This window comes from Alteromonas sp. G4i13, from assembly GCF_054960505.1.
In genome coordinates, this window is sequence record NZ_JBHNYX010000017.1 from 27446 (window position 1) to 48269 (window position 20824).

The following is a 20824-nucleotide window of genomic DNA, read 5'->3' on the forward strand; positions in this document are numbered from 1 at the left end:
GGGAAATAAACGCGTTAATATGCAACAAGTTTTTAACATGTTGTGAGAGCGTTAATGCTAAACCGAGCATCAAAACCCTTCGTCAAACTCGTCGAACGATATCTTCCTGACCCCTACATTTTCGTTTTATTACTCACCCTAATTACGTTTGCGTTTGCAGTGGTCATTCAAAATCAGTCTCCACTTACAACTATTCAACAGTGGGGTGACGGATTTTGGGGGCTGCTCACATTTTCAATGCAAATGCTCTTAGTGCTAGTCACTGGGTTTATGCTAGCATGCACGCCGTTAGTAAAATCCTTACTTGAGAGGCTTGCGAGCTTAGCAAAAAGCCCTGGGAGCGCCATTGTGCTGGTCACGTTGGTGTCGCTTATCGCAAGCTGGATAAACTGGGGCTTTGGTCTTGTTGTAGGCGCGTTGTTTGCTAAAGCTTTAGCAAGAAAAGTGTCGGTTGATTATCGGTTATTGGTGGCAAGCGCGTACTCAGGTTTTATTGTATGGCATGGCGGTCTAGCGGGCTCTGTGCCCTTAACTATTGCAACGCCGGGCCATTTTTCAGAAGCACAGATTGGTGTAATTGGCACTGGAGAGACTATTTTCAGTGGGTTTAACTTACTGTTATTGGCAATCATGTTCGTGATTATTCCTCTTGTTAATCGTTTAATGTTACCGCCTGAATCTGAAAGCATTATTGTCGATAGCGCAAAGCTACAAGACGACGCTTTGCCTTCACCAACAAACGAGCGGCCCGCCGACAAGCTTGAAAATAGTAAAGTGCTTGGGTTGCTTGTAGGCTTTGCAGGGCTTGCTTATCTCACTAACTACTTTGTTTCTGGGGGCGGGCTTAATCTCAATATCGTTAATACGCTATTTCTCTTTCTCGCTATTGTCCTTCACGGTACACCACGCAATGTACTGCATAGCCTGCAGCAAGCCGTTCAGGGCGGTAGTGGTATTGTTATACAGTTCCCATTTTATGCAGGGATCATGGCGGTAATGGTTCAATCAGGATTGGCCCAAACCATGTCAGAGTGGCTGATTAGCTTTGCATCTGCAGAGTCGCTGCCAGTATGGAGTTTTATTAGCGCAGGCATTGTTAATATCTTTGTGCCGTCGGGTGGAGGGCAGTGGGCAGTGCAAGCCCCAGTAATCTTGCCTGCTGCCGCTGAACTTGGAGCCGAAATAAATAGAGTTGCCATGGCGGTAGCGTGGGGTGATGCGTGGACCAATTTGATTCAGCCATTTTGGGCGCTACCCGTACTTGCCATAGCCGGCTTGAAAGCCAAAGACATTATGGGCTTTTGCTTAGTTCAGCTTATCGTAACCGGTGTCATTATTTCCTTGGTATTGCGGTTTGTGTGAGGATTTCGAGAGCAATTTAACGCCGTCAAACAAGGCGAATAGAGCCGAATATGAAGCCACAACTTAAATACAAGCGGTGTGAATGATGCTTTTAGACGAAGAAAAGGTAGGATTGTTGATCGTAGATGTTCAGGGCGCGCTGGCTCGAAAAGTCAATGATAGCCAGACAATGATCTGCAAAACAGTAAAGCTAATACAGTGTTGTAAATTGCTCAATATTCCCGTAGTTGTACTTGAGCAAAATCCTGATGGCTTGGGGAAAACGGTCCCTGAAATTGAAAGTCATGTCGCAAGCGATCCTCACTTTAAGAAATTTACTTTTAACGCAGTAGCGGGTACTGACCAGTGCTCGTCTGAAATACTGGCGTACATTGGTGAAATGGAATTAAGTCGATGGCTGGTTGTGGGAATTGAAGCGCACGTATGCGTTTATCAAACGGTAACGGGTTTATTGGAAAATAATCACACTGTGGAAGTAATACAGGACTGCATTTCTTCAAGAGAGTCTTCAAATGCTGTGCTCGCCATCCAAAATATGCGTGAGCAGGGCGCACGGATCAGCAGTTTTGAGATGACACTTTTTGGCCTTTTAAAATCATGCCAACATCCAAAATTCCGAGAAGTGTTAGCGCTCATCAAGTAGTCGAACAACGTGATGAGCGAAACAAGTCGGAGCTAAGCGAATGCGGTTTCTATCGATACAATGTCAATACCACGCACTTGCATAGAATCCAGCGCCAATAGATGACCAATGGCGTCACGCGTGCAGGTGCAAGGTTCAATGACTTTGGGGGAATACTTGGCAGCAGCTGGTGATAATGCTGTGTGAGTTACGCAGTTGTGGGTCATCATACCTGCAAGAAGAATTTCATCCACGCCCAATGACTGTAAGGTTTCGTCTAAATTGGTGTTTTCAAAACAATCGGCGTGTTGCTTTGTGATGATGGGCGCATCCGGGGCAGCGGCTATCACCTCTTTATGAATTTCAGCGCCATGAGATCCTTCATAGAAAAACAACCCTTCTCCGGCCTCAACAGGCACAAGGTGCTGTATGTGAATAATCGGAATGCTCTTTTCCTTTGCAATAGCCATCGCTTTAAGTGTTTCTTGCATCGCAAGCTCTGGTTTGTGTAAAGGATACCTCCCTTCAGGAAAGTAATCGTTTTGAATATCTATAACAATAAGTGCTTGTTTAACCACGGTCTTACCCTCTTTTTCCAAGAAATAGTCTCTAGCACGGTTTAAGTTGTGCTTACTCGATATTGACTATTTTGCAGATTTTCACGTGTAATAGAGAGTGACGATAATGACAAAAAGCGCGCCAAATGCGACAGCGTTCACAGAACGACAATGAAACGATGAAAGAAATAAAAATAGCAGTAATAAACTATCCAACCGCAAGCCAATCTGCGCTTTACGGCATCGTTGAGATGTTAGAGTTAGCAAATACGATGTGTGAGCAAATCAACGCTGATGTGGCATTTAGCGCGAGTATTTACAAAGCGGAACAGTTGAATTCAAATGCACTGGTTGATGTCGTCATCTTGCCGCCAAGCATGAGTGAAACATTTTTTGAGCATGACTTCACATCACTTATCAACTATATGGAAGTCATGCAGTCCCAAGGTGTATTGCTCGCATCTGCTTGCGTAGGTGCATTTATTCTTGGCAAAGGGGGCTTTTTAGATAACAAAGTGTGTACTACACACTGGCGAATTGCCGATCACTTCATGGCAACCTTTCCCACTGCAAAGCTAGATGCTAAGGCTATCGTGGTAAACGGGGAGGGTGTAATAACAGCTGGTGGAAGAATGGCGTGGATTGATCTTGTGTTTGAAATTATATCGACCTTAAGTTCACCCACCATTGCCTTGAGTCTTTCTAAAGAGATGGTGGTGGATACAGGTTACAGGGAGCAAGGCTTTTATCACCAGTTTTCACCCAAAAAAGATCATGGTGATGCTCTCGTTGTTAAAGCGCAAAATTACTTGGCAAATCATTACAGTCAGCCAATTTCTCTTAGCGATTTAGCCAGCCACACTTTCGTTAGTCAGCGAACCTTACAGCGAAGATTTACGCAAGCGTTAGGTATGTCAGTCATCGACTATCTGCAGAAGCTGAGACTTCATCATGCTTGTCAGCAAATTGAAGTATCTACGCGTAGCATTACTGATATTGCATTCAACGTGGGCTATCAAAACGTCAATGCGTTTAGGAAGATATTCCGTAAAGAGTATGGGCTTAGTCCGGTGGAATACCGCAAGCGTTTTGCAATAAATTAATCATATCGTTATTTTTATTTTAGTTGTTATGTTATAACATTAATTAAATTCGAGATTTAAAGTGAAACTTAGCGAGTCGTTATGTCTATTCAAACTCAGCTTCCCGTTACCGTACTTTCGGGCTTTCTAGGCGCCGGTAAGACCACGGTTCTAAATCATATTCTGAATAATCGTGATGGATTAAGAGTAGCCGTTATTGTTAACGATATGAGTGAAATCAATATCGATGCTGCTACGGTGAAAAATGAAATTAGCTTTAATCGAGCCGAAGAAAAGCTAGTTGAAATGAGCAATGGCTGTATTTGTTGCACGTTGCGAGAAGATTTGCTTGAAGAGATAGAGCGTTTAGCGCATGAAGGTAAATACGATTATCTGGTAATAGAGTCTACAGGTATTTCGGAGCCTTTGCCTGTAGCTGAGACCTTCACGTTTGCCGATGAAGACGGTAAAAGCTTGTCGGAAATATCACGCCTCGATTCGATGGTTACCGTTGTCGACGCATTGAATTTTCTTAAAGACTATGACGAAGCTAAGTTTCTCAATGAAGTGGGTGAGAGCTTGGGGGAGGAAGACGAGCGAAGCGTGGCAGACTTGTTGGTCGAACAAGTGGAATTTGCTGATATATTGCTAATAAGCAAAACCGACTTAGTCTCTGAACAAGAGTTGGCGCGCCTTAAAAGTATTCTGCAAACACTTAATACCGAGGCTATTCAAATTCCTATCGAGCATGGAAAAGTGCCCCTCGACAAAGTGCTGAACACAGGGCGGTTTAGCTTCGAGCGTGCTCAGCAGTCGCCCGGTTGGCTGAAAGAAATGCGTGGCGAGCACGTACCAGAGACTGAAGAGTTTGGTATAAGCAGCTTTTCGTACGAAGCGCGACGTCCGTTCGATCCGCAGAAGTTTTATGATTTTATTCATAGTAAAGACATTGCAGGTAAGTTAATTCGTTCAAAAGGCTTCTTCTGGCTGGCAACACGCCCTCAATTAGCGGGCAGCTGGAGCCAAGCTGGCGGTATGGCGAGATACGGGGCTGCTGGGCTGTTTTGGAAAGCCGTACCCAAAGAGCAGTGGCCTGAAGACCCTGAATACCTTAAAGCGATTGAAGAACAATGGATGGAGCCCTTCGGTGACATGCGTCAAGAACTGGTGTTCATTGGACAAGGGCTTAATAAAAACGACATTATCGAGCGGTTAGATCGTTGCTTGTTAACAGACGATCAGCTTATTCAAGGCCATCATGTTTGGGCTGAAATGCCTGACCCATTTCCTGCGTGGGAGCACTAATATGCAGGCGTTACAAGACCACATTACTTCCTTTGAACACAGCGGCTCTTGGCGTTCAAGCGCCGATGCTATGGTGTTGGGCGATATCTTTGAAAAAGGGATAAGCGTTGCGTTATGGACAAGGCCTGAAGTACCACTTGTCACGCAATATTATGTCGACGTTTTTAAGTCATTAGGAATGGGGATTCGCGGTGTTTTCTCTTTAACATCACTGAAAGAGGAAATCGCAAAGCTTTTACCTGATGGAAGAAATAGTGCCGGAAAGCAGGCTGCCATTGACGATATTTATTTGCTGTCTGACATGCTCACCACGCTATTTGACTGTGACAGTGTGGGCGTAAGGTTAGTGCCCCTTTCATCAGCAATGTGCCCAAGCTTTCATGTGGACAACATTCCTGTTCGGTTGGTGAATACCTATTTGGGCGAAGGTACAGAGTGGCTGCCGAAAGAGAGTGTGGTTACACGCCCAATGATTGGTCTTAACGACGCGAATACGCAAGGGCTTACTAAGAATAGGTTGGGCCAGCACTATCACGAGTGCAGCGTTAGGCAAATGAATGCGTTTGATGTGGGTTTACTTAAAGGTAAGTCGTGGCAGGGCCATGAAGAATTTGCCGCCGTGCATCGGTCCTGCAAAGTCATCCCTGGTACTCATCGCGTGTTGCTTACCCTGGATCCCATGTAGTTTTTAAGTACTTATTGTACCTCACCCTCGGTTACTTCGGCGCTATCACTTTTTCCATGAGTTTTCCCTTGTGATAGCGCTTTTTTCTTTCTCGGTACCTAGCTGCGCTAATCTTCTTAAATATCCCCTTTTAAGCTTCCAGCGTTAAGGTAAATAGTCTAACAGGCAAGTGCCACACCTTTTTAGCGAAAACTTGAAAAGCCAAGGTTTTCAACATATACCCTTAAACATTATAGTCTTTCATATTTAACGTATTGTGAATGCTAGGAATGCGTTCTTCTGCATGGTGATTTACATACAGCAGTGTACTTGTGCCTGCTTTAGCCAATATATCAATAAGCTTAAGCGCTTTTTGGCGGTTGAAGTCGTCTAAACCATTGCAAGGTTCATCCAAAATAAGCACGGCGGGGTGCTTAACCATAGAACGTGCAATAAGTACTAATCGCTGGTCACCAAAAGACAGTGACTGAATCGGCGAGTTCTTTTTCTGTTTCAAACCCAGTACTTCAAGCCACTGCTCTGCCACCACGCGTTCCGCTAGCGTGGGGCGAGTGTACAGACCAATACTGTCGTGAAAGCCTGAAATGATAACGTGCTCGACACTTGCATTCACTTTGTACTGCATGTGGAGCGCATTCGACATAATTCCAATGTGCTTTTTAATGTCCCATATGCTCTCGCCGGTGCCACGTTTTATGCCAAACATTGTTAAATCGTTGGTATAACAATGGGAGTTATCACCGGTAAACATTTGAAGCAAACAGGTTTTGCCTGACCCATTTGGACCAGTGATCTGCCAATGCTCATTTTTGTTAAGCGTAAAGTTAAGCTTTTCAAATACGGTTCGCTCATCGAAGCGCACGAACCCATCTTTAAGCTGAATTAAGGTATGAGGTAGTGAATCTAACTCACTGTTTTGATCATTGAGGTTTCGGTCAGTGCGATTGGCACCATCGCCGTGTTTGTCTTTAGCGTTAAGGGCTGAGGGAACATCAATATCATCAGACTCTAGTGCAAACCAGGTGCTTAGTTCTGAGCGCAAACCGTCATAGTTAAGTTTATCGTCAGATTTCCAAGTAATAGCCAAGTCATCCATAACAATCAACTGGGCTTGCATATTCTTGGGAATATCTGCGAGTTTGTTGGCGGTAAGTACTAAAGAAGCTTGCTGCTGAGAGACAAGAAAGCGACTAAATGCGCTTATCGCTTCAACATCTAAACCTTCGAAGGGTTCATCAAGCAAAATAATAGAGGCATTACTTAACCATGCCAACATGATAATAATCTTGCGGGTTTCACCTGTTGAAAGTGAAAGAAACCCATTATCTAGCAAATGCTCAATTCTAAGCGCAGAGGCGAGTTCGTCGTAATAAGGGTGGTTTTGATAATCCTCATTAGTCTGTGCGAATAGTTCGCGAACCTGTGTTGGCTCAGCTATTACGTCTAAAATATCTGCACTGTCTTTTTGTTTTTCTTCTTCAATTATCGCTTGCTGTTTAAAAACCGATACCTCTGCAACAACCGAAGTACATTCACGACTACCGCTTGCTACCTTCCCATTACCGGCAAGCGCGGAAATTAAGAGTGACTTTCCGCTACTGTTTCTACCTGCGATAAGGAAGTGCGACGGCGCACTTTCAGTACAGAGCGCTAGCGAAAATGCAGGAGTAATGTATTGATTAGGAAGCTTTATTTGAAATTCAGAAAGGTACAGCATTAATGATCGCGAGTGAATATAAAGTAGAACCATTGTGAAGTTTTCTGTTTACCTGTCAATGGTGTTATTCCTCAGTAGAGCTAATTAGCCTGCTGTGCCTTTCGAAAATGGTGCTCTATGTTTAATCACGATTATCTTGGGAACCTTGATGTAATTTACACCTCTTAGTATTTGTATTAAAAACCAACAGCTTCAACTTTAATACTTATTGCCCCAAATAGATTAGCTAAGAGAACAAGGAATGGTTACGTTTAAAAAAGGATTTACATTAATCTGTGTAGCACTCATTTATTTTATTATTTCGGTTTTAATACACGAGCTAGGGCACGGAATAGCAGGGAAAATATTAGGGATGGGGCAGTTAGTCATTGCTGTTTGGCCTGGCTTCGAAATTTTTCCGGAAATGGGGGCGCTGAATCATATAAAGCATTGGCCCGGCAGTGCGGTAGCAGTTGTTAGTTTCATTCCAGAGGTAAAACCTTTAAGTGTTGATATTCACCGCGAATTTAACTCTTATATTATAAAGCCTATCCTAAACATACAGCATAGCAGCGTTTTATACGACCAAAACCGTGTGGCGGTCGTGCTTTTGATGGGAAGTGGTACAACTTACTTAATCTCTTTGCTATGTACCATTTTCCTTTGGCTATGCAGCCCTGTGGGTATCTTGAGAAAAGTGTGTGTATTCGGCGCTTTTATGTTTTATGACCTGCTATGCTACTCAATTTTCCCAGTCTTTTTTGACCTTCGCCACTTAGTATTTATCGGTGGGAAGCTACCTGAGCCTGTTATCGCTCTTGCACAATTGGGAATGCCTTCAGAAATTTCAGTAACGTTAATTGTGATTGTGTGTTGTACTCAAGCGTATTTTATAAAGCGATTGCTGAGTAAAGAGTAATCAAATTTTTTAGAAAGGGATATCGAGTGGAAGAAGTAGTCATTGTTACTGGGGCGAGCCGCGGTATTGGTGCCGCAACTGCTAAATTGTTGGGAAGTAACGATTATAAGGTTTGCGTTAATTACCTATCAGATAAAAATGCTGCGGATAGGGTGTGCGCGTCGATAGCTGACAACGGTGGCGTTGCATTTGCTCATGAAGCCGATGTTTCAGATGAAGCGCAAGTGCTGGACATGTTCGAATATGTAAGGGAACAGTGGGATGAGGTAACGCATTTGGTTAACAATGTGGGTGTTTTATTTACCAAAACTGAGTTAATTAACGTCAGTGCAGAGCGCTTCACCAAAGTACTTAATACCAATGTGCTTAGCGCATTCTTGTGTTCAAAGGCTTTTGTAAAACAAAGCGTTGCAGGAGGCGCAATCGTTAATGTTTCGTCCATTGCCTCTCGTACTGGTGCTCCTTTTGAATACGTCGACTATGCGACGTCGAAAGGGGCAATGGATTCATTCACCAAAGGGCTTTCATTAGAACTTGCTGCGAAGAACATTCGTGTAAACAGCGTCCGGCCTGGTTTTATTAAAACAGACATTCATGCCGATGGTGGTGAACCTGGCAGAGTAGAACGGTTAAGCTCACAAATTCCTATGCAGCGGGGCGGTACAGCAGATGAAGTCGCACAGGCGATAGCCTGGCTTCTATCACCTCAGTCTTCATATATTACAGGGTCGTTTATTGATTTAGCGGGTGGGAAGTAAAGCGCGTGATAACACTCAGAGATTTTAAAATGAGCGATGTAGGTAGACTGGTAGATATTTTGAATCAACCGTCGGTCACGCAATTTCTGTCGACAAAAATTCCCAGCCCTTATACAAAAGAAGATGCCACATGGTGGATTCAAGAGGGGAGCAAAGAGGGTTTTATAAAAGCTGTAGAGTACTACGGCGAGTTAGTAGGGTGTATTGGTGTTAACCCTGGAAACTTTGAATATGAAAGAGCCGGAGAGGTCGGGTACTGGCTTTGTTCATCACATTGGCGAAAAGGGATTATGCGTGACGCGCTGCGCCAAATTATCGCCCTTACTTTCTCAAACACAAGTATAGAGCGCATTTTTGCCTGCGTATTTTCATCCAATCTTGCTTCGCAAAAGCTGCTGTTAGATGCAGGGTTTAAGCAAGAAGCGATATTGCAACGCGCCATTTTTAAAAATGGACGGTTTTACGATAGCCATATTTTTGCCATTTTGAGGTAGCTCTGCGATGGTGACTTTAGTACCCGCAAAGCGTTGAGTGGTTTCCATTGATACGGATATTTATTTTGCTGCCTTATTCGCGGCAACGCCTTCAATCACCCCTGCGGCTGCAAGGTTCATCAATCGACGAAACCTCGGACATTCCAAATGACTCGGTGCTGTGCAAGCAGCTGCATGCTGCAGACCATCACGCATTGCTTCTAATTTTTTGATTGTTCCATCTAATTCGCTCGCTTTTTTAAGTAGCAGAGCGCGGTCTATATCAGGCTTTGCATCGGTTCCTAATATCCCAGAAATTTCTTCCAGTGAAAAACCAGCTGCGCGGCCTAGTGCGATTAATTCAAGGCGCTCTAAAACGTTTGAGCTAAATACGCGACGTATACCTTGTCGACCAATAGATTTGATAAGGCCTTTTTCTTCATAAAAGCGCAGTGTTGATGCCGACACTCCTGACTTTTTGGCGACCTGAGATATTTCCATACTTTTTCCCAAAGGAATGCTTGACTTAAAGTTAACTTGAAGTTGTAGGCTAGCATCTCATGTTAATTGAAACTAGTTATTGAGAGTGAATATGCAAAGTATTGTTTTTATCTTGCTGATAGGTATTGGAGCTACTTTAGTGATGGATTTGTGGGCCTTGTTGAGAAAGCAATTGTTTGGTATTGCCCCTACCAATTGGGGCATGGTGGGGCGCTGGATAGGGCACATGAGAAAAGGGCAGTTTCGTCATACTTCTATTTCAAGTGCCCATGCTGTTCACGGGGAAAGTACTATTGGGTGGACAGCCCATTACCTAATTGGAATTGCCTATGCAGCACTGCTTATTTTCATATGCGGAGAGTCTTGGTTGTTCGAACCGACGCTAGGTCCAGCAGTGGCGGCCGGTATCGCTACAGTCGTTGCACCGTTTTTTATATTGCAGCCAGGTATGGGGGCGGGTATTGCCGCATCGAAAACGCCTAATCCCAATAACGCTCGGTTACACAGCATTATTAATCACGTCGTATTTGGCGTTGGGCTGTACCTTTCGGCTATGATACTAAAGCTCGTCTTGTCATTAGAATTATTGAATTGATCGAGCGATGAATAAAAGTGAAAGCTGCAGAATGCTAGACAGAGCCTGACAACAGTGAGGCGTTGATTCGTAGAATAAGCAATTAGAGAGCATTCAGTTGGCGATTATTACAGTTGATGCCTTACCTTTTCTGACGCCAAGAAATGTAGCAAAGTGTTGATTGTCTTCACTGTATAGCCTAACAAAGCCTCCTTGCATACTGGATGAAATGTCTGCATCAAACATTAAGTCATCTACTAGACTATTTAATATTTCAGCGTCATCTGACGCCACCTCTATTGCACAAAGGTCATTATTGCAAACGGCCTCTTGATACAGTGCTGCGTCTTGCTCATTTAGTTTGTCGATAAGTGAATCTTGCAGATCGCTTTCTATTGAAAGGGTCTCACTAGTCTTTGGAGCAAACTTTATCGTCTCTACAAGGCCCTTTAATTCCGTAATAGTCAACGAACCTAAACGCTTAGTGTCTAATGTGGCAATGTCGTTATTGACCTGCAAAATGTAACTTGTATCGTCAATGGGTTCTTCTGGTTCAATCAAAGCGTGAACATTGGTTTCATCACTAGTTAGCTTTTCATTTTTTAGCTCAGCGTCAGTATCGACTTTCGTCACCGTAAGTTCTTCCGCTGAAGTTAGTGCTTGAGACGAAGTTGAACCTGACTTATCCGCGTGGGGAACTGCTGTATTGTTTAGGTTAGTTGCTTGGCCTTGTTTCTGAAGACGTGGCTCACTGGTTAACGAACCGATAAAGTAACCCACAGTAGTGAACAATACTGCGGTCAAAACAAAAGAGAGTTTTTTCAATATAAATATCCTTATTTCAATAACTGAAAGATGTTGTGCTTGTTGTGGGTAAGATTACCTCTGTCAAAAGCGCTATTCCGTATGCTCCTAACCAACAGTTCCTGTAAAGCGTGTCACCGTACTATAAAGATTAAAACACAAACCAAGAACAACATATCACAATGAATAACGAAATTACTTACCTCAATTGCTGATAAGAAAGTTTAAAATATCAAAACGGCCACAATTATTTATTTGTTCTTAATAATTAACCGGAAAAAAACAGGATGAAAATTTCACTGGAAGAGATAAACAAATCTAACTATGAGCAGGTTTGTGACTTGGATGTAGCGGAAAATCAGCAAGGGTTTGTTGCGTGCAATATGTGGTCGTTGGTTGAGTCTTTCTACAACGAGAACCATACCTGCAAAGCCATTTATTGCAACGACCAGCCCGTAGGATTCTTGATGTGGGTTCAGGAAACGCCAACTAAGGTGTCCATTTGGCGCTTTATGATAGATGAGAGCCACCAAAACAAAGGGATTGGCAGAGTTGCTTTATCTGAAGCTATCACGCTTATAAAGCAAACTTCCGAGCTCAAATTTATTGAGATATGCTATAACCCTAAGAATCCTGTCGCCAAAGCCTTCTATTCAAGCTTTGGTTTCGAAGAGGTGGGGTTAGATGAAGATGGCGAAGACATGCTTGCTGTTATAGCCATTTAGCCACGATTTAAATTAGAAACAGCGAAATGAGAGAAATCGTAAGATATGGACGTCATAGATATTAAGACTTTTATTCCAAGCAAAAACTACGATATTTCTAAAGCATTTTATTCTGAGATTGGATTTAATGCTTCATACGTAAATGAAGACCTAACACTGTTTGAGAATGGTGATTGTCTATTCTTTCTCCAGCGCTTCTATAATACTGAATTGGCGAATAACTTTATGCTACAAATATGTGTAGCAGACATTCAGGACTCTTTTGATTTGTGCTCGCGCTCGTTACATAAAACGAAAATTTCGCCAATTGAGCAACAACATTGGGGAAGCGTTTTCTATCTGTGGGGCCCGTCGGGCGAACTACTTCACATTACCGAATTAGGTAGCTAGCTTTTGCGAGAACGAGGGGCAGAATGACCAATGATGCATACGAATTACACAATTAAAGAAAGTCCTCCGTCAGTTGAAGACTTTGCCAGTTTAAGAAAATTAATTGGATGGAGTAACCCGTGTCTATCGGTTGTTCAAAAAAGTATTGATGCCTCGTTGTTTTGGGCAACAATTTACTTCGATAACAATCTTGTAGGTTGTGGTCGAGTGATTGGCGATGGCGCAATGTATTTTTATATTCAAGACGTCATTATTCATCCAGAACATCAGAATAAAGGCTTGGGATCGAAAATAATGAACACGTTGATTAGACATTTAGAGTCTTGCTGCGCACCTGGCGCAACCATTGGCTTGTTGGCTGCGCACGGTAAAGAGAGTTTTTATCTTAAATTCGGTTTTGAACCTCGTGATGGTGAAAGTTTAGGTTTAGGCATGTGCAGGTTTATTTAGCTAATTGGTCATTAACGCGGCATGAGAGTCTCAGGAGTCCTCAAGTTTTCTAGTCACTTGGTATTATGATAATTGCCTATTAATTATCGGCAGCTTTCTGTCCTAAGGCGGCAAGTTCCTTCCGCTTTTTATGAATTGGATGGCGATGGATATTAAATTCCTTCAGCACTGAAAAGCTATATCTCCCTGAAATTAGCCGCCTTATCTAACACGCTTAAAAGTAGCGTTCTCAACGCGACTTGTAGCCTCTCTTTGGTGTGAATTTTGCAGAAGCTTGTTTAAAGACACTGAAAATGTCGGTTTGCGTAGTAGCTGATCACTGTTTTTCGATGAGTTTTTGCTTCTTTCCGATAGAAATTTGACGTTTTTCACTGGACACGTGTAATGAAAAGTATGACAAAACCTGTCTCTTACGCTTTGCTGACAGAAAATGGTCGCTTAGTCGCGAAAGCCTTGGCGTATACCGCGCTTCTCTTGGGCTTACTCTCTGGTTGCTCTTCATCTGACGAACCTAAGAGTCAATTTGCGCAAACCGATGCCAGCGACGTATCGGCATTGGGGAATGTGGAATACCATACCTATATGTTGGCAAACGAACTTTTTGCTGATGTGGGTCCAGCACGTCAGTCTCGCTATGCGGTAGTTGGCTTTGTACCTGCCGATACCATGAAATACAGTGCTGATCATCAACATCCGCTAATGTTGTTGGGCCATCAACTTGAACAGGGAATGATTACTGAGGCCACGAAAAGAGGCTTTTCTACTCAAGAATTTAAGCTTTCGAACGATATAATTGTTAGTAACGAAAGCGACAGAGTATTAACCCGCGATATCGACCAGCTTTCCAACATTGAGCGCGTCGATTTTTATATTACCGGCACCATGGTGTATCAAGAGTCTGGTGCGGTGGTTAACGCTCGAATTATCAACGCTAGAAATAAAAACATTGTCGCTGCAGCAACACGCTTTTTCCCTGCCGAACTGTTTTGGCGCGAAGAACAAGTAACCACCAGAAACGGCAAGTTATACAGAACTGAAGGTACGAGGTAACCCCATGAAAAGACGAAATCAATACGCGGCGCTTTCGCTTTGTGCTTCACTGCTAAGCGTTAGCGGGTGTTCTATGATGATGGGGGAAGAAGAGGTAGCCGAACAAGCGCCTCAGCGCCCGGTCATGAATGTGATTGATATTACTGCCGCCGACCGCGCTCCTTCAAAGCCAGTTGAAAATACCAGTGATACCCAGTCTCAGGGTATGGACGCATACGGCGCTATCGGTCAACCTCCTTTGTATTCGAGCGTACAGGGCGCGTATAAAGGTCGACCTCTAACCAAGCACATTGGCGACTATGTGAAGAACATGGCGCAAGACTTAATTGCCAATATGGAATATGTGAATAACAAAACACCTATTGGTGTAACCCATTTTGCACTGCTAGATACTGACTTGCAGAAAACAGACTTGCTTGGTCGTCAGATGGCGGAATCTTTCGTTCACGAACTGCATAAATTCCGCGTGCCGGTTATCGACTTCAAAGCCACCGAGTATATTCGCATTACTGACGATGGCGATTTTGTATTAAGCCGAGACTATCTGGAATTGAGCAGCAGCCTTCCTATTGAATACGTGTTAACGGGAACGATGACAAAGCACCAAGGTGGCGTGTTAGTTAACGCTCGTATTTTGGGCATGGAGTCGCGCGCAGTTGTGGCAACTGCGCAAATGTTAGTGCCGTTCTACGTAGTAGATGCACTTATTCCAAGTGACGGTAGCCAGCAAAACGGTATGCGCGATGGCGTTAAGCTAAGTCGCGGCTAGGAGTTTCAGCATGGTGTTTACAAAGAAGCTTGTGTCAAGCAGTTGGGCAGCCGCTGGCGTAATGCTGAGTGTATGTATGACAGGGTGCACTAGCACAGAGTCTATTGGCTCATTTTGGTTAGGTGAAGACGGTGAAATTACTCATCACGCCGAGCCAGTGCCTGTACCAAGCCGCTCAGGGCTGGAGTACACACCAGATTCTCGCGATAGACAATATCAACAGCACGTGGAAGTCGAACCCGGCTATAAAGACCCACTACATCATGGCTATTCACCTTCACAAACGCATAAGCGCTTAAATGATTACGCCTCGCAACTTGCGATGGAGTTAATGGACAATGCAACCCGTCTTACGCAGCAAGATATGGTGGGTGTGGCGAGCTTTGTGAGGCTTAATCAGTCGTTGAGCGACAGCACCGTGTTAGGCAATCAGCTTTCAGAGTATCTAATAGCCGAGCTACAAGACTTTGGGTTAGCGGTTGTCGACTTTAAGCTTGCAGGTGGCATTACCGTAACGCCAGTCGGCGATTTCGTACTTACTCGAGATGGTACTGCACTCGCTAAACAGGTTGAAATGGACCATGTTGTAACTGGCACCATCATTGAAGATGACAGAGGCGTCCGCGTAAACGCCCGCATCGTGTCGCTGGAAAATAAACAAGTGGTGGCAAGCGCCAACGTATACATTCCCGCTTTTATCGTGATGGATTTAAATAAAATGGCTAGCGTAAACTAGCCATTTACTTCCTTTGCACTCTGTTTTCGAAAGCGAACTCATTGCATATTCGCTTTAAAACCTCTAAACATCCGATCTTTTGTGTCTAGGCACAGTAGAATTTTCACAAAGACCTCTCCTTTTATTTACCCTGACTTCTAATTGCTTCGCGAGTCATAAAGCGGCTTGTGTTCACTGCATTAAGCAAATCGTTACTTAAAGGTAGCGGCTCCTTACATAGACTGCTCACCAAGACCTCTGCCATTAAAGGTGCTGTGGTTAACCCTCGTGACCCTAAGCAAGTAAGCGTGGAAACTACGCTGCTTGGCAACACTGGCGCGCTAGTCAACGGCTTGCCCACGCCTAGCATAGTGTAGAGCTCTTTTAATGAATCAAAGTTATGTAGTGCACCGACAACAGGCTGGTGGTCGGGTGAACCTAAACGCGTAGCCGCTCTGGCTTTACCGTCATGTTGTAATGCTTGCACGATGTCGGTGTTTGCCAGCGCCTGTTCGTGTGTGGCGAGGTTCATTTCAGTTTCATCGCCTCGTACATCGGTACTTAAGTCGTTTTTAACGTAGGTTGAACCTAACGCGTGCCGACCTTCGAATACAGGTGTCATATAGCCTTTATGACACAACACAGTGTTAAGCTGTTCAATTGGCATTTGGGTGGGAATAGCTTCAACCTGGCCGCGAACAGGGCGAAGGGATAGGCTGTTAAAATCGCTAGCGTTTACCGCACCTGCACCAAGGGCAAGGATAAGGTGATCGGCAGTAATAACTTCTTCACTCTCAGCGCTATCTAAGTTAAAACGAATCTGCACCCGCTGCTTTGTTGTCTCAATTGCCTCATGAGATATATAGGTATGATTGGGTTTCAGCTCGAGTTTGCCACTTTGAAGTGCTTCTTCAATCATGGTATTAACTAGCTGTGGAGGAGAAATCCATCCGCCGAGGCCGATGTATAAGCCAGAGTAGGGAAGAGCTAGGTTAGCGATATCGCTTACTTCTTTGCTGTTCACCGGCTTGATCAAAGCTTCAGGCCATACGTCGGCAGCAGCCAATTTATTTTGGCGTTCTGCTACCTTGTCGTTAAAGCTTAGTTGAATAACACCACAGAAATCATGGGCAACGTCGGCTAGGCCACAGGCTTTTACATGTTCAAAAGTGTGGTCGTAGGCTTGTCTAGCATACAAAAAACTGTGCGCCTGAATGCGGCTGGCAATACTTGCTTCGCTATGGAGCTGCGGATAAAAGCCGCCTTGCGGGTTGCCAGAAGCGCCGCTTGCAAGGGTGTCACCATCAAAATACAAAGTAGTGCTAATGCCGCGTTTTACTAAAGCCAGGCATGCCGTAGCTGCTGCAAGGCCGGAGCCTACTACCGCGACTTCACTTGTTTTATCTAAACTGTCGTTCGCGTACCTATAGTAGGGGCCAGCAGGCAGGCGAAGTTTATGCTGCACATTCTCATGGTCTTGGTTAAAAACGCCGGTCAGCATGTCGCGCTTACGGCCAAAACCGTTGCGTTTTTTAATGGTAAAACCCACTCCAGCTAGCCCACGCTTTACGATTCCTGCGGCGGTAAAGGTTCCAAAGGTAGTTCCGGTTTTTGACAAGCGAGCCATTTGGCTAAACAGAGCATCTGTCCACATATCAGGGTTTTTGCTAGGTGCAAAACCATCTAAAAACCAGGCATCGATGAGGCCATTTTCAGGGGAATGCCACTGAGGTAGAAGATCGTGAACATCACCAATCCACAAGTCGAGTGTGGTTGAATGGTTGTCAAAATGAAGGCGATGACAACCTTCAAGTCCCATGGGATAAAGTGAAGCGAGTGCTTGCGCTTCGTCTTTAAGGGCAGGAAAAGCTTCTAGCGCACGCTGCATATCCTGTTGAGGCAGTGGAAACTTTTCGGTGGTAATAAAGTAGAGGCGCTTTAACGGATGATCAGGGTTCGCTGCTCTAAATTCGTTAAAGGCACGCATGGCGACCAAAAAGTTCAGCCCAGTTCCAAAACCTGTTTCGGCGATGACAAAAGTAGGGTTGCGCCACTGTTGCCAGCGCTCAGCAAGGTCGTTGCCTGCAACAAAAACGTGTTGGGTTTCATCAATTCCGCTGTCGTTAGAAAAATAAACGTCGTCAAAATGGTCGGCGACAGGCGTACCGCTCTCATTAAAATGAACCTGTGCATGCTTAGATTTCACTGTTTATTTTTCTCCGTTTATATTGTTTTGGTGTTAGCACTTTGAATTGGAGGCAGTTTTCACTACTTCATCAGCTTGCCCATCCGATGCTTGTTTTGAAGCGCCAGAATTAGCCTGCCTTTTAGATAAACAAGACACTTCTGCGAGTGTTGAAAAGTGCGGGATTACTTTACTGGTCACGAGCTGTACGCCAAGCATACCGCCAATAGTAACCCAAGAACCGTTAACGTTAATTAATCCGCGATGATCCATCGTAGGCGCTTCAGCTTCTGTTTTCGAGATAACCCAAGTGCCTTCGGCAATATCAAAGGTCCATATGGCGTCATCTGCAGTTGAAGGCTCGCCGTTATAGCCAATGCCATTATAGTTGTACGGATTAGTTGAGCCGCCAACAAAATAGATTTTATTGGTGGCTTCATTGCCCGCTGCCGCCATGCGATAGCGCGCAGCACCCGTTGGATGGTCAAGCGTGCGCCAATCAATCTTAAAAGGGTTTTGCTTATCAATTACGCCTTTAAAGCAGGCAGTTTCTGCAGCAAAGCTACGGCGTTTATCGCTGTGAGGTGTTACAGAAACGCCGTCACAAATTACCATAGTGTTATTAACGATGCCGCCAGCTTGCCCGAATACTGGATTGCCAAGAAAAGGGCTCGCCTGTTGCCATTGGCCGGTTTGCGTATCGTAAACCTGCACAAGGTTTACGTTGCCATCGTTGTGCCAGCCTGAAACTAAGTAAACGTAACGGTCTTGGTAAACTAAAGCAGTTGCATCATCAACAGGCACGGGCATAGGCGTTAATAGCGTATATTCCCCTGTTACAGGAGCGTATTTATAAACATCTGGCGTACTAATTTCATTGTGATCTTCATCAACCGTGTAACCGCCAAAAATATAAACGCTGTCATTAACGCCCACTGCTACGGAAGCCAAACGACCTTTTAGTGCAAGGCTGGATGGAACTGGGGGAAGGGCTTGCCACTGCCAAGGTTTATCTTTGCTATCAATAGGAAGCTGCCAAGCACGATTGTGCACGTCTTTATGGGTCTTGCCTTTGCCCAGCCCCATAAAACTAAATACATATTGTGTGTCGTCTATGGTTACAGAAGCTACGGCATTGTTTGAAACTGGCTCTGGTAGCGCGGGGAGGACGATAGGCGCAGCTGTTACTGAGACAGTCGCTGCAGAAGCAATGATAAAGGCAGCCACCACGAAAGAAAGTCGGGGTACCGTACTTTGAAAAATGCGTAGAGCAATGGTTCTTGGCTTTTTTAATAACACAGCAATCTTCAGTTTTATCTAAATTTCGAACGTTTGGCCGCGTATTCTACCTGTCACCTTTTTGTTTTTCCGCAAAAGTTTGTACCTGCTTAAAACTCTTCTTTTCTTATTGCTTTTGCAAATAACAATCTATCAGTAAAAACAATACGTTTATTTAATTGTTATTGTAAATAGTTTGTTAAATTTAGCGCTAAGTCTATTGAACATAGTTCAGGGAGAAGGTATGGCGGGCGTGTTTCACCAATGTGGTCAAAGCATTTGCAAACGCACTAGAGACGAAATGGATGATCGTGCACGTATCATAGCACGTGCACTGGCTGAGCAAGGTGTGTGCGATAACGATGTGGTAGCTATTTTTATGCGAAACCACGTCGATATATTTGAAATAGTAGAGGCATGCCGATATGTGGGTTCGCGCTATGTTCTGCTTAATTGGCACAGCCCCGTTGCCGAACTTTTGCCTATTTTAGACGACTGTGGCGCTAAAGTGCTATTCGCTCATCGCGATTTATTAAAGGGTGAGAATGCCCACGAAACGTTATTACAAGTTCCCACCTTGTCTGCGATATACACGATTAAAACGCCAAAAAGCATTTTAGAGCGCTATCATCTTACAGGTGATTCTAAACTGGCTTCGGAACCGAAAATCGGGGAGCGGTATCTGTGCCTTGATACGCTATTAGCTGCCCCAAACGCAAAGCGCCACAATGAACCGCCTAAGCGCTTTAAGGGCATGTTTCCCTACACATCTGGCAGCACTGGAAAGCCTAAAGGTATTAAGCGAGATGTAGACCTAACTCGGCCAGACCCTTATTTAATATTTAAAGGGCTGTCTGAAGCGTTAATGCAGCTATCAATAGGTGATCGCTTCTTCGTCTCGGCACCGCTTTATCACAGTGCACCACATGCGCTTACGCTCTGCTGTTTAGCAGCAGGTAATATTGATGTATACATTGAGCCTCAATTCGACCCCGAACGCTTTTTACAAGACATAGAGCGGTTTAAGCTGACTCACGCCTATATCGTTCCTACCATGATGGTGAGGCTACTTAAACTGCCAGAGTCGATAAGAAGCAAATACGACACTTCAAGTTTGCGTTTTGCCTTATCAACCGGGTCAGCACTGCCGAGCGATGTGAAAGAAGCAATGATTAACTGGTTTGGTCCAATTTTCTATGAGTCTTATGGCGCTAGTGAATTAGGCTTTATGACCTTAATTTCATCTCAAGAAGCATTAGATAAGCCAAATTCTGTGGGTAAGCCCATTCCGGGTGCCGCGATTAAAATACTGAGCGACGATAAAGAGGAGTGCGAAGTAGGTGATGTTGGCGTCATATACGCGCACCTTTCCATGTTCGCGCCATTCGAATATACCAATACTACGGGCACGCAAAGCGACTTACATGTTGGTGAATTCACGACATTAGGAGATATGGGTCATGTGGACGAAGATGGCTACTTATATATTTGCGATAGGAAAAAAGACATGATCATCTCAGGTGGCGCCAATATATTTCCTGCTGAAATAGAAAGCGTCATCATAGAAATGCCTGAAGTTGCAGACTGCGCGGTGTTCGGTGTGCCTGATGCTGAGTATGGTGAAAATGTTGTGGTGGCTGTTCAATGCTCACCCGACAACGCGCTGTCGATTGATGCGCTACATGGGTATTTAGATGGCAAACTGGCGCGGTTCAAGTGGCCTAAAATTTTGCAAATGCTCGATACTCTGCCCAGAGAAGATACGGGTAAAATATTTAAGAACAAACTTAGAGCCCAATTTACTTAATAAAAGAAACCGCTAAAGCTATTTTGAAGGTTTTATGAAGGTATAAATTAACGCTGGTCATGACCCTGTGCATTCATGCTACATTGGAAATATTCTGAACAAGAAAGCTTAGGCAAA

Annotated in this window: 21 protein-coding genes and 1 pseudogene; 16 read left to right on the forward strand and 6 right to left on the reverse strand. The window is 44.2% G+C overall.

The genetic code is table 11. The annotated features are described in order from the left end of the window. Positions 1 to 54 precede the first annotated feature (54 nt). Both ACFI6J_RS10215 and ACFI6J_RS10220 read left to right on the forward strand, forming a co-directional pair. Entirely contained in the window at positions 55 to 1362 is a 1308-nt protein-coding gene (locus ACFI6J_RS10215; protein ID WP_282763511.1) for a short-chain fatty acid transporter, read from the forward strand. An 82-nt stretch (positions 1363 to 1444) separates the two neighbouring features. Beyond that, on the forward strand, positions 1445 to 2005 hold the full coding sequence (locus tag ACFI6J_RS10220; protein WP_278346184.1) for an isochorismatase family protein: 561 nt from the start codon (positions 1445 to 1447) through the stop codon (positions 2003 to 2005). 32 nt (positions 2006 to 2037) lie between these two features. On the opposite strand, the gene ACFI6J_RS10225 is transcribed toward ACFI6J_RS10220, so the two are convergent. Then, the gene (locus ACFI6J_RS10225) at positions 2038 to 2583 is read right to left on the reverse strand and encodes a cysteine hydrolase family protein (RefSeq protein ID WP_462586072.1); all 546 of its coding nucleotides are present in this window, start codon (positions 2581 to 2583) and stop codon (positions 2038 to 2040) included. Between the two features lie 104 nt (positions 2584 to 2687). Between ACFI6J_RS10225 and ACFI6J_RS10230 the strand changes: the two genes are divergently transcribed. The 3 genes from ACFI6J_RS10230 to ACFI6J_RS10240 all read left to right on the forward strand — a co-directional run bounded on the left by ACFI6J_RS10230 (position 2688) and on the right by ACFI6J_RS10240 (position 5613). Beyond that, positions 2688 to 3644 carry a GlxA family transcriptional regulator gene (locus ACFI6J_RS10230; protein ID WP_278346187.1) on the forward strand — a complete coding sequence of 319 codons (957 nt, stop codon included), beginning with the start codon at positions 2688 to 2690 and terminating at the stop codon, positions 3642 to 3644. A gap of 81 nt (positions 3645 to 3725) precedes the next feature. After that, on the forward strand, positions 3726 to 4928 hold the full coding sequence (gene zigA, locus ACFI6J_RS10235) for a zinc metallochaperone GTPase ZigA (protein WP_278346188.1): 1203 nt from the start codon (positions 3726 to 3728) through the stop codon (positions 4926 to 4928). 1 nt (position 4929) lies between these two features. Next, complete coding sequence (locus ACFI6J_RS10240) at positions 4930 to 5613, forward strand: DUF1826 domain-containing protein (protein ID WP_278346189.1); 684 nt, start codon at positions 4930 to 4932, stop codon at positions 5611 to 5613. A 223-nt stretch (positions 5614 to 5836) separates the two neighbouring features. Here ACFI6J_RS10240 and ACFI6J_RS10245 read toward each other — a convergent pair whose 3' ends face one another. Beyond that, positions 5837 to 7363: an ATP-binding cassette domain-containing protein gene (locus tag ACFI6J_RS10245; RefSeq protein WP_342351270.1), complete on the reverse strand. Its 1527-nt coding sequence runs from the start codon at positions 7361 to 7363 to the stop codon at positions 5837 to 5839. A gap of 208 nt (positions 7364 to 7571) precedes the next feature. Between ACFI6J_RS10245 and ACFI6J_RS10250 the strand changes: the two genes are divergently transcribed. Genes ACFI6J_RS10250 through ACFI6J_RS10260 form a run of 3 tightly spaced genes read left to right on the forward strand, consistent with a single transcriptional unit; the run spans position 7572 to position 9480 of the window. After that, on the forward strand, positions 7572 to 8228 hold the full coding sequence (locus ACFI6J_RS10250; RefSeq protein ID WP_462586073.1) for a hypothetical protein: 657 nt from the start codon (positions 7572 to 7574) through the stop codon (positions 8226 to 8228). A gap of 26 nt (positions 8229 to 8254) precedes the next feature. Further along, positions 8255 to 8986, forward strand: coding sequence for an SDR family oxidoreductase (locus ACFI6J_RS10255; RefSeq protein WP_278346192.1), 732 nt, complete (start codon positions 8255 to 8257; stop codon positions 8984 to 8986). Positions 8987 to 8991: 5 nt separating this feature from the next. Beyond that, on the forward strand, positions 8992 to 9480 hold the full coding sequence (locus ACFI6J_RS10260) for a GNAT family N-acetyltransferase (RefSeq protein WP_278346193.1): 489 nt from the start codon (positions 8992 to 8994) through the stop codon (positions 9478 to 9480). Positions 9481 to 9540: 60 nt separating this feature from the next. Here the strand turns inward: ACFI6J_RS10260 and ACFI6J_RS10265 are convergent, their stop codons facing one another. Next, the gene (locus tag ACFI6J_RS10265; RefSeq protein WP_278346194.1) at positions 9541 to 9960 is read right to left on the reverse strand and encodes a helix-turn-helix domain-containing protein; all 420 of its coding nucleotides are present in this window, start codon (positions 9958 to 9960) and stop codon (positions 9541 to 9543) included. A 91-nt stretch (positions 9961 to 10051) separates the two neighbouring features. Here ACFI6J_RS10265 and ACFI6J_RS10270 point away from each other — a divergent pair, with 91 nt between their 5' ends. Beyond that, positions 10052 to 10555, forward strand: coding sequence for a DUF2938 domain-containing protein (locus tag ACFI6J_RS10270; RefSeq protein ID WP_278346195.1), 504 nt, complete (start codon positions 10052 to 10054; stop codon positions 10553 to 10555). A gap of 93 nt (positions 10556 to 10648) precedes the next feature. On the opposite strand, the gene ACFI6J_RS10275 is transcribed toward ACFI6J_RS10270, so the two are convergent. Then, positions 10649 to 11359 (reverse strand): hypothetical protein, encoded by a 711-nt coding sequence (locus tag ACFI6J_RS10275; RefSeq protein WP_278346196.1) that lies wholly within the window; start codon positions 11357 to 11359, stop codon positions 10649 to 10651. 266 nt (positions 11360 to 11625) lie between these two features. On the opposite strand from ACFI6J_RS10275, the gene ACFI6J_RS10280 reads away from it, so the two are divergent. From ACFI6J_RS10280 to ACFI6J_RS10305, 6 genes and pseudogenes are all read left to right on the forward strand, one after another. Continuing rightward, positions 11626 to 12063, forward strand: a complete 438-nt coding sequence (locus ACFI6J_RS10280) for a GNAT family N-acetyltransferase (protein ID WP_278346197.1) — start codon at positions 11626 to 11628, stop codon at positions 12061 to 12063. Positions 12064 to 12108: 45 nt separating this feature from the next. Beyond that, a pseudogene (locus tag ACFI6J_RS10285) lies at positions 12109 to 12487 on the forward strand (VOC family protein). Further along, a complete protein-coding gene (locus tag ACFI6J_RS10290) occupies positions 12484 to 12903 on the forward strand; it encodes a GNAT family N-acetyltransferase (protein WP_039236431.1) in 420 nt (139 codons plus the stop codon). Before ACFI6J_RS10285 ends, ACFI6J_RS10290 begins: the two are co-directional and overlap by 4 nt. A gap of 384 nt (positions 12904 to 13287) precedes the next feature. Next, a complete protein-coding gene (locus tag ACFI6J_RS10295; RefSeq protein ID WP_278346199.1) occupies positions 13288 to 13953 on the forward strand; it encodes a FlgO family outer membrane protein in 666 nt (221 codons plus the stop codon). Between the two features lie 4 nt (positions 13954 to 13957). Continuing rightward, the gene (locus ACFI6J_RS10300) at positions 13958 to 14722 is read left to right on the forward strand and encodes a FlgO family outer membrane protein (RefSeq protein ID WP_278346200.1); all 765 of its coding nucleotides are present in this window, start codon (positions 13958 to 13960) and stop codon (positions 14720 to 14722) included. A gap of 10 nt (positions 14723 to 14732) precedes the next feature. Next, positions 14733 to 15458 carry a FlgO family outer membrane protein gene (locus tag ACFI6J_RS10305; RefSeq protein ID WP_278346201.1) on the forward strand — a complete coding sequence of 242 codons (726 nt, stop codon included), beginning with the start codon at positions 14733 to 14735 and terminating at the stop codon, positions 15456 to 15458. A gap of 121 nt (positions 15459 to 15579) precedes the next feature. On the opposite strand, the gene mnmC is transcribed toward ACFI6J_RS10305, so the two are convergent. Continuing rightward, a complete protein-coding gene (gene mnmC / locus ACFI6J_RS10310) occupies positions 15580 to 17643 on the reverse strand; it encodes a bifunctional tRNA (5-methylaminomethyl-2-thiouridine)(34)-methyltransferase MnmC2/FAD-dependent 5-carboxymethylaminomethyl-2-thiouridine(34) oxidoreductase MnmC1 (RefSeq protein WP_278346202.1) in 2064 nt (687 codons plus the stop codon). Positions 17644 to 17676: 33 nt separating this feature from the next. Further along, positions 17677 to 18921 carry a galactose oxidase gene (locus ACFI6J_RS10315; RefSeq protein WP_282763501.1) on the reverse strand — a complete coding sequence of 415 codons (1245 nt, stop codon included), beginning with the start codon at positions 18919 to 18921 and terminating at the stop codon, positions 17677 to 17679. A gap of 223 nt (positions 18922 to 19144) precedes the next feature. Between ACFI6J_RS10315 and ACFI6J_RS10320 the strand changes: the two genes are divergently transcribed. Then, on the forward strand, positions 19145 to 20707 hold the full coding sequence (locus ACFI6J_RS10320) for an AMP-binding protein (RefSeq protein WP_278346203.1): 1563 nt from the start codon (positions 19145 to 19147) through the stop codon (positions 20705 to 20707). The last annotated feature ends 117 nt before the right edge of the window (positions 20708 to 20824 follow it).

What these genes read in the sequence shown, in the direction of transcription:
- ACFI6J_RS10215 (WP_282763511.1), top strand. Translation starts at nt 55, where the DNA reads ATGCTAAACCGAGCATCAAAACCCTTCGTCAAACTCGTCGAACGATAT.
- ACFI6J_RS10220 (WP_278346184.1), top strand. Translation starts at nt 1,445, where the DNA reads ATGATGCTTTTAGACGAAGAAAAGGTAGGATTGTTGATCGTAGATGTT.
- ACFI6J_RS10230 (WP_278346187.1), top strand. Translation starts at nt 2,688, where the DNA reads ATGCGACAGCGTTCACAGAACGACAATGAAACGATGAAAGAAATAAAA.
- zigA (WP_278346188.1), top strand. Translation starts at nt 3,726, where the DNA reads ATGTCTATTCAAACTCAGCTTCCCGTTACCGTACTTTCGGGCTTTCTA.
- ACFI6J_RS10240 (WP_278346189.1), top strand. Translation starts at nt 4,930, where the DNA reads ATGCAGGCGTTACAAGACCACATTACTTCCTTTGAACACAGCGGCTCT.
- ACFI6J_RS10245 (WP_342351270.1), bottom strand. Translation starts at nt 7,363, where the DNA reads ATGGTTCTACTTTATATTCACTCGCGATCATTAATGCTGTACCTTTCT.
- ACFI6J_RS10250 (WP_462586073.1), top strand. Translation starts at nt 7,572, where the DNA reads ATGGTTACGTTTAAAAAAGGATTTACATTAATCTGTGTAGCACTCATT.
- ACFI6J_RS10265 (WP_278346194.1), bottom strand. Translation starts at nt 9,960, where the DNA reads ATGGAAATATCTCAGGTCGCCAAAAAGTCAGGAGTGTCGGCATCAACA.
- ACFI6J_RS10270 (WP_278346195.1), top strand. Translation starts at nt 10,052, where the DNA reads ATGCAAAGTATTGTTTTTATCTTGCTGATAGGTATTGGAGCTACTTTA.
- ACFI6J_RS10280 (WP_278346197.1), top strand. Translation starts at nt 11,626, where the DNA reads ATGAAAATTTCACTGGAAGAGATAAACAAATCTAACTATGAGCAGGTT.
- ACFI6J_RS10290 (WP_039236431.1), top strand. Translation starts at nt 12,484, where the DNA reads ATGATGCATACGAATTACACAATTAAAGAAAGTCCTCCGTCAGTTGAA.
- ACFI6J_RS10295 (WP_278346199.1), top strand. Translation starts at nt 13,288, where the DNA reads ATGAAAAGTATGACAAAACCTGTCTCTTACGCTTTGCTGACAGAAAAT.
- ACFI6J_RS10300 (WP_278346200.1), top strand. Translation starts at nt 13,958, where the DNA reads ATGAAAAGACGAAATCAATACGCGGCGCTTTCGCTTTGTGCTTCACTG.
- ACFI6J_RS10305 (WP_278346201.1), top strand. Translation starts at nt 14,733, where the DNA reads ATGGTGTTTACAAAGAAGCTTGTGTCAAGCAGTTGGGCAGCCGCTGGC.
- ACFI6J_RS10320 (WP_278346203.1), top strand. Translation starts at nt 19,145, where the DNA reads ATGGCGGGCGTGTTTCACCAATGTGGTCAAAGCATTTGCAAACGCACT.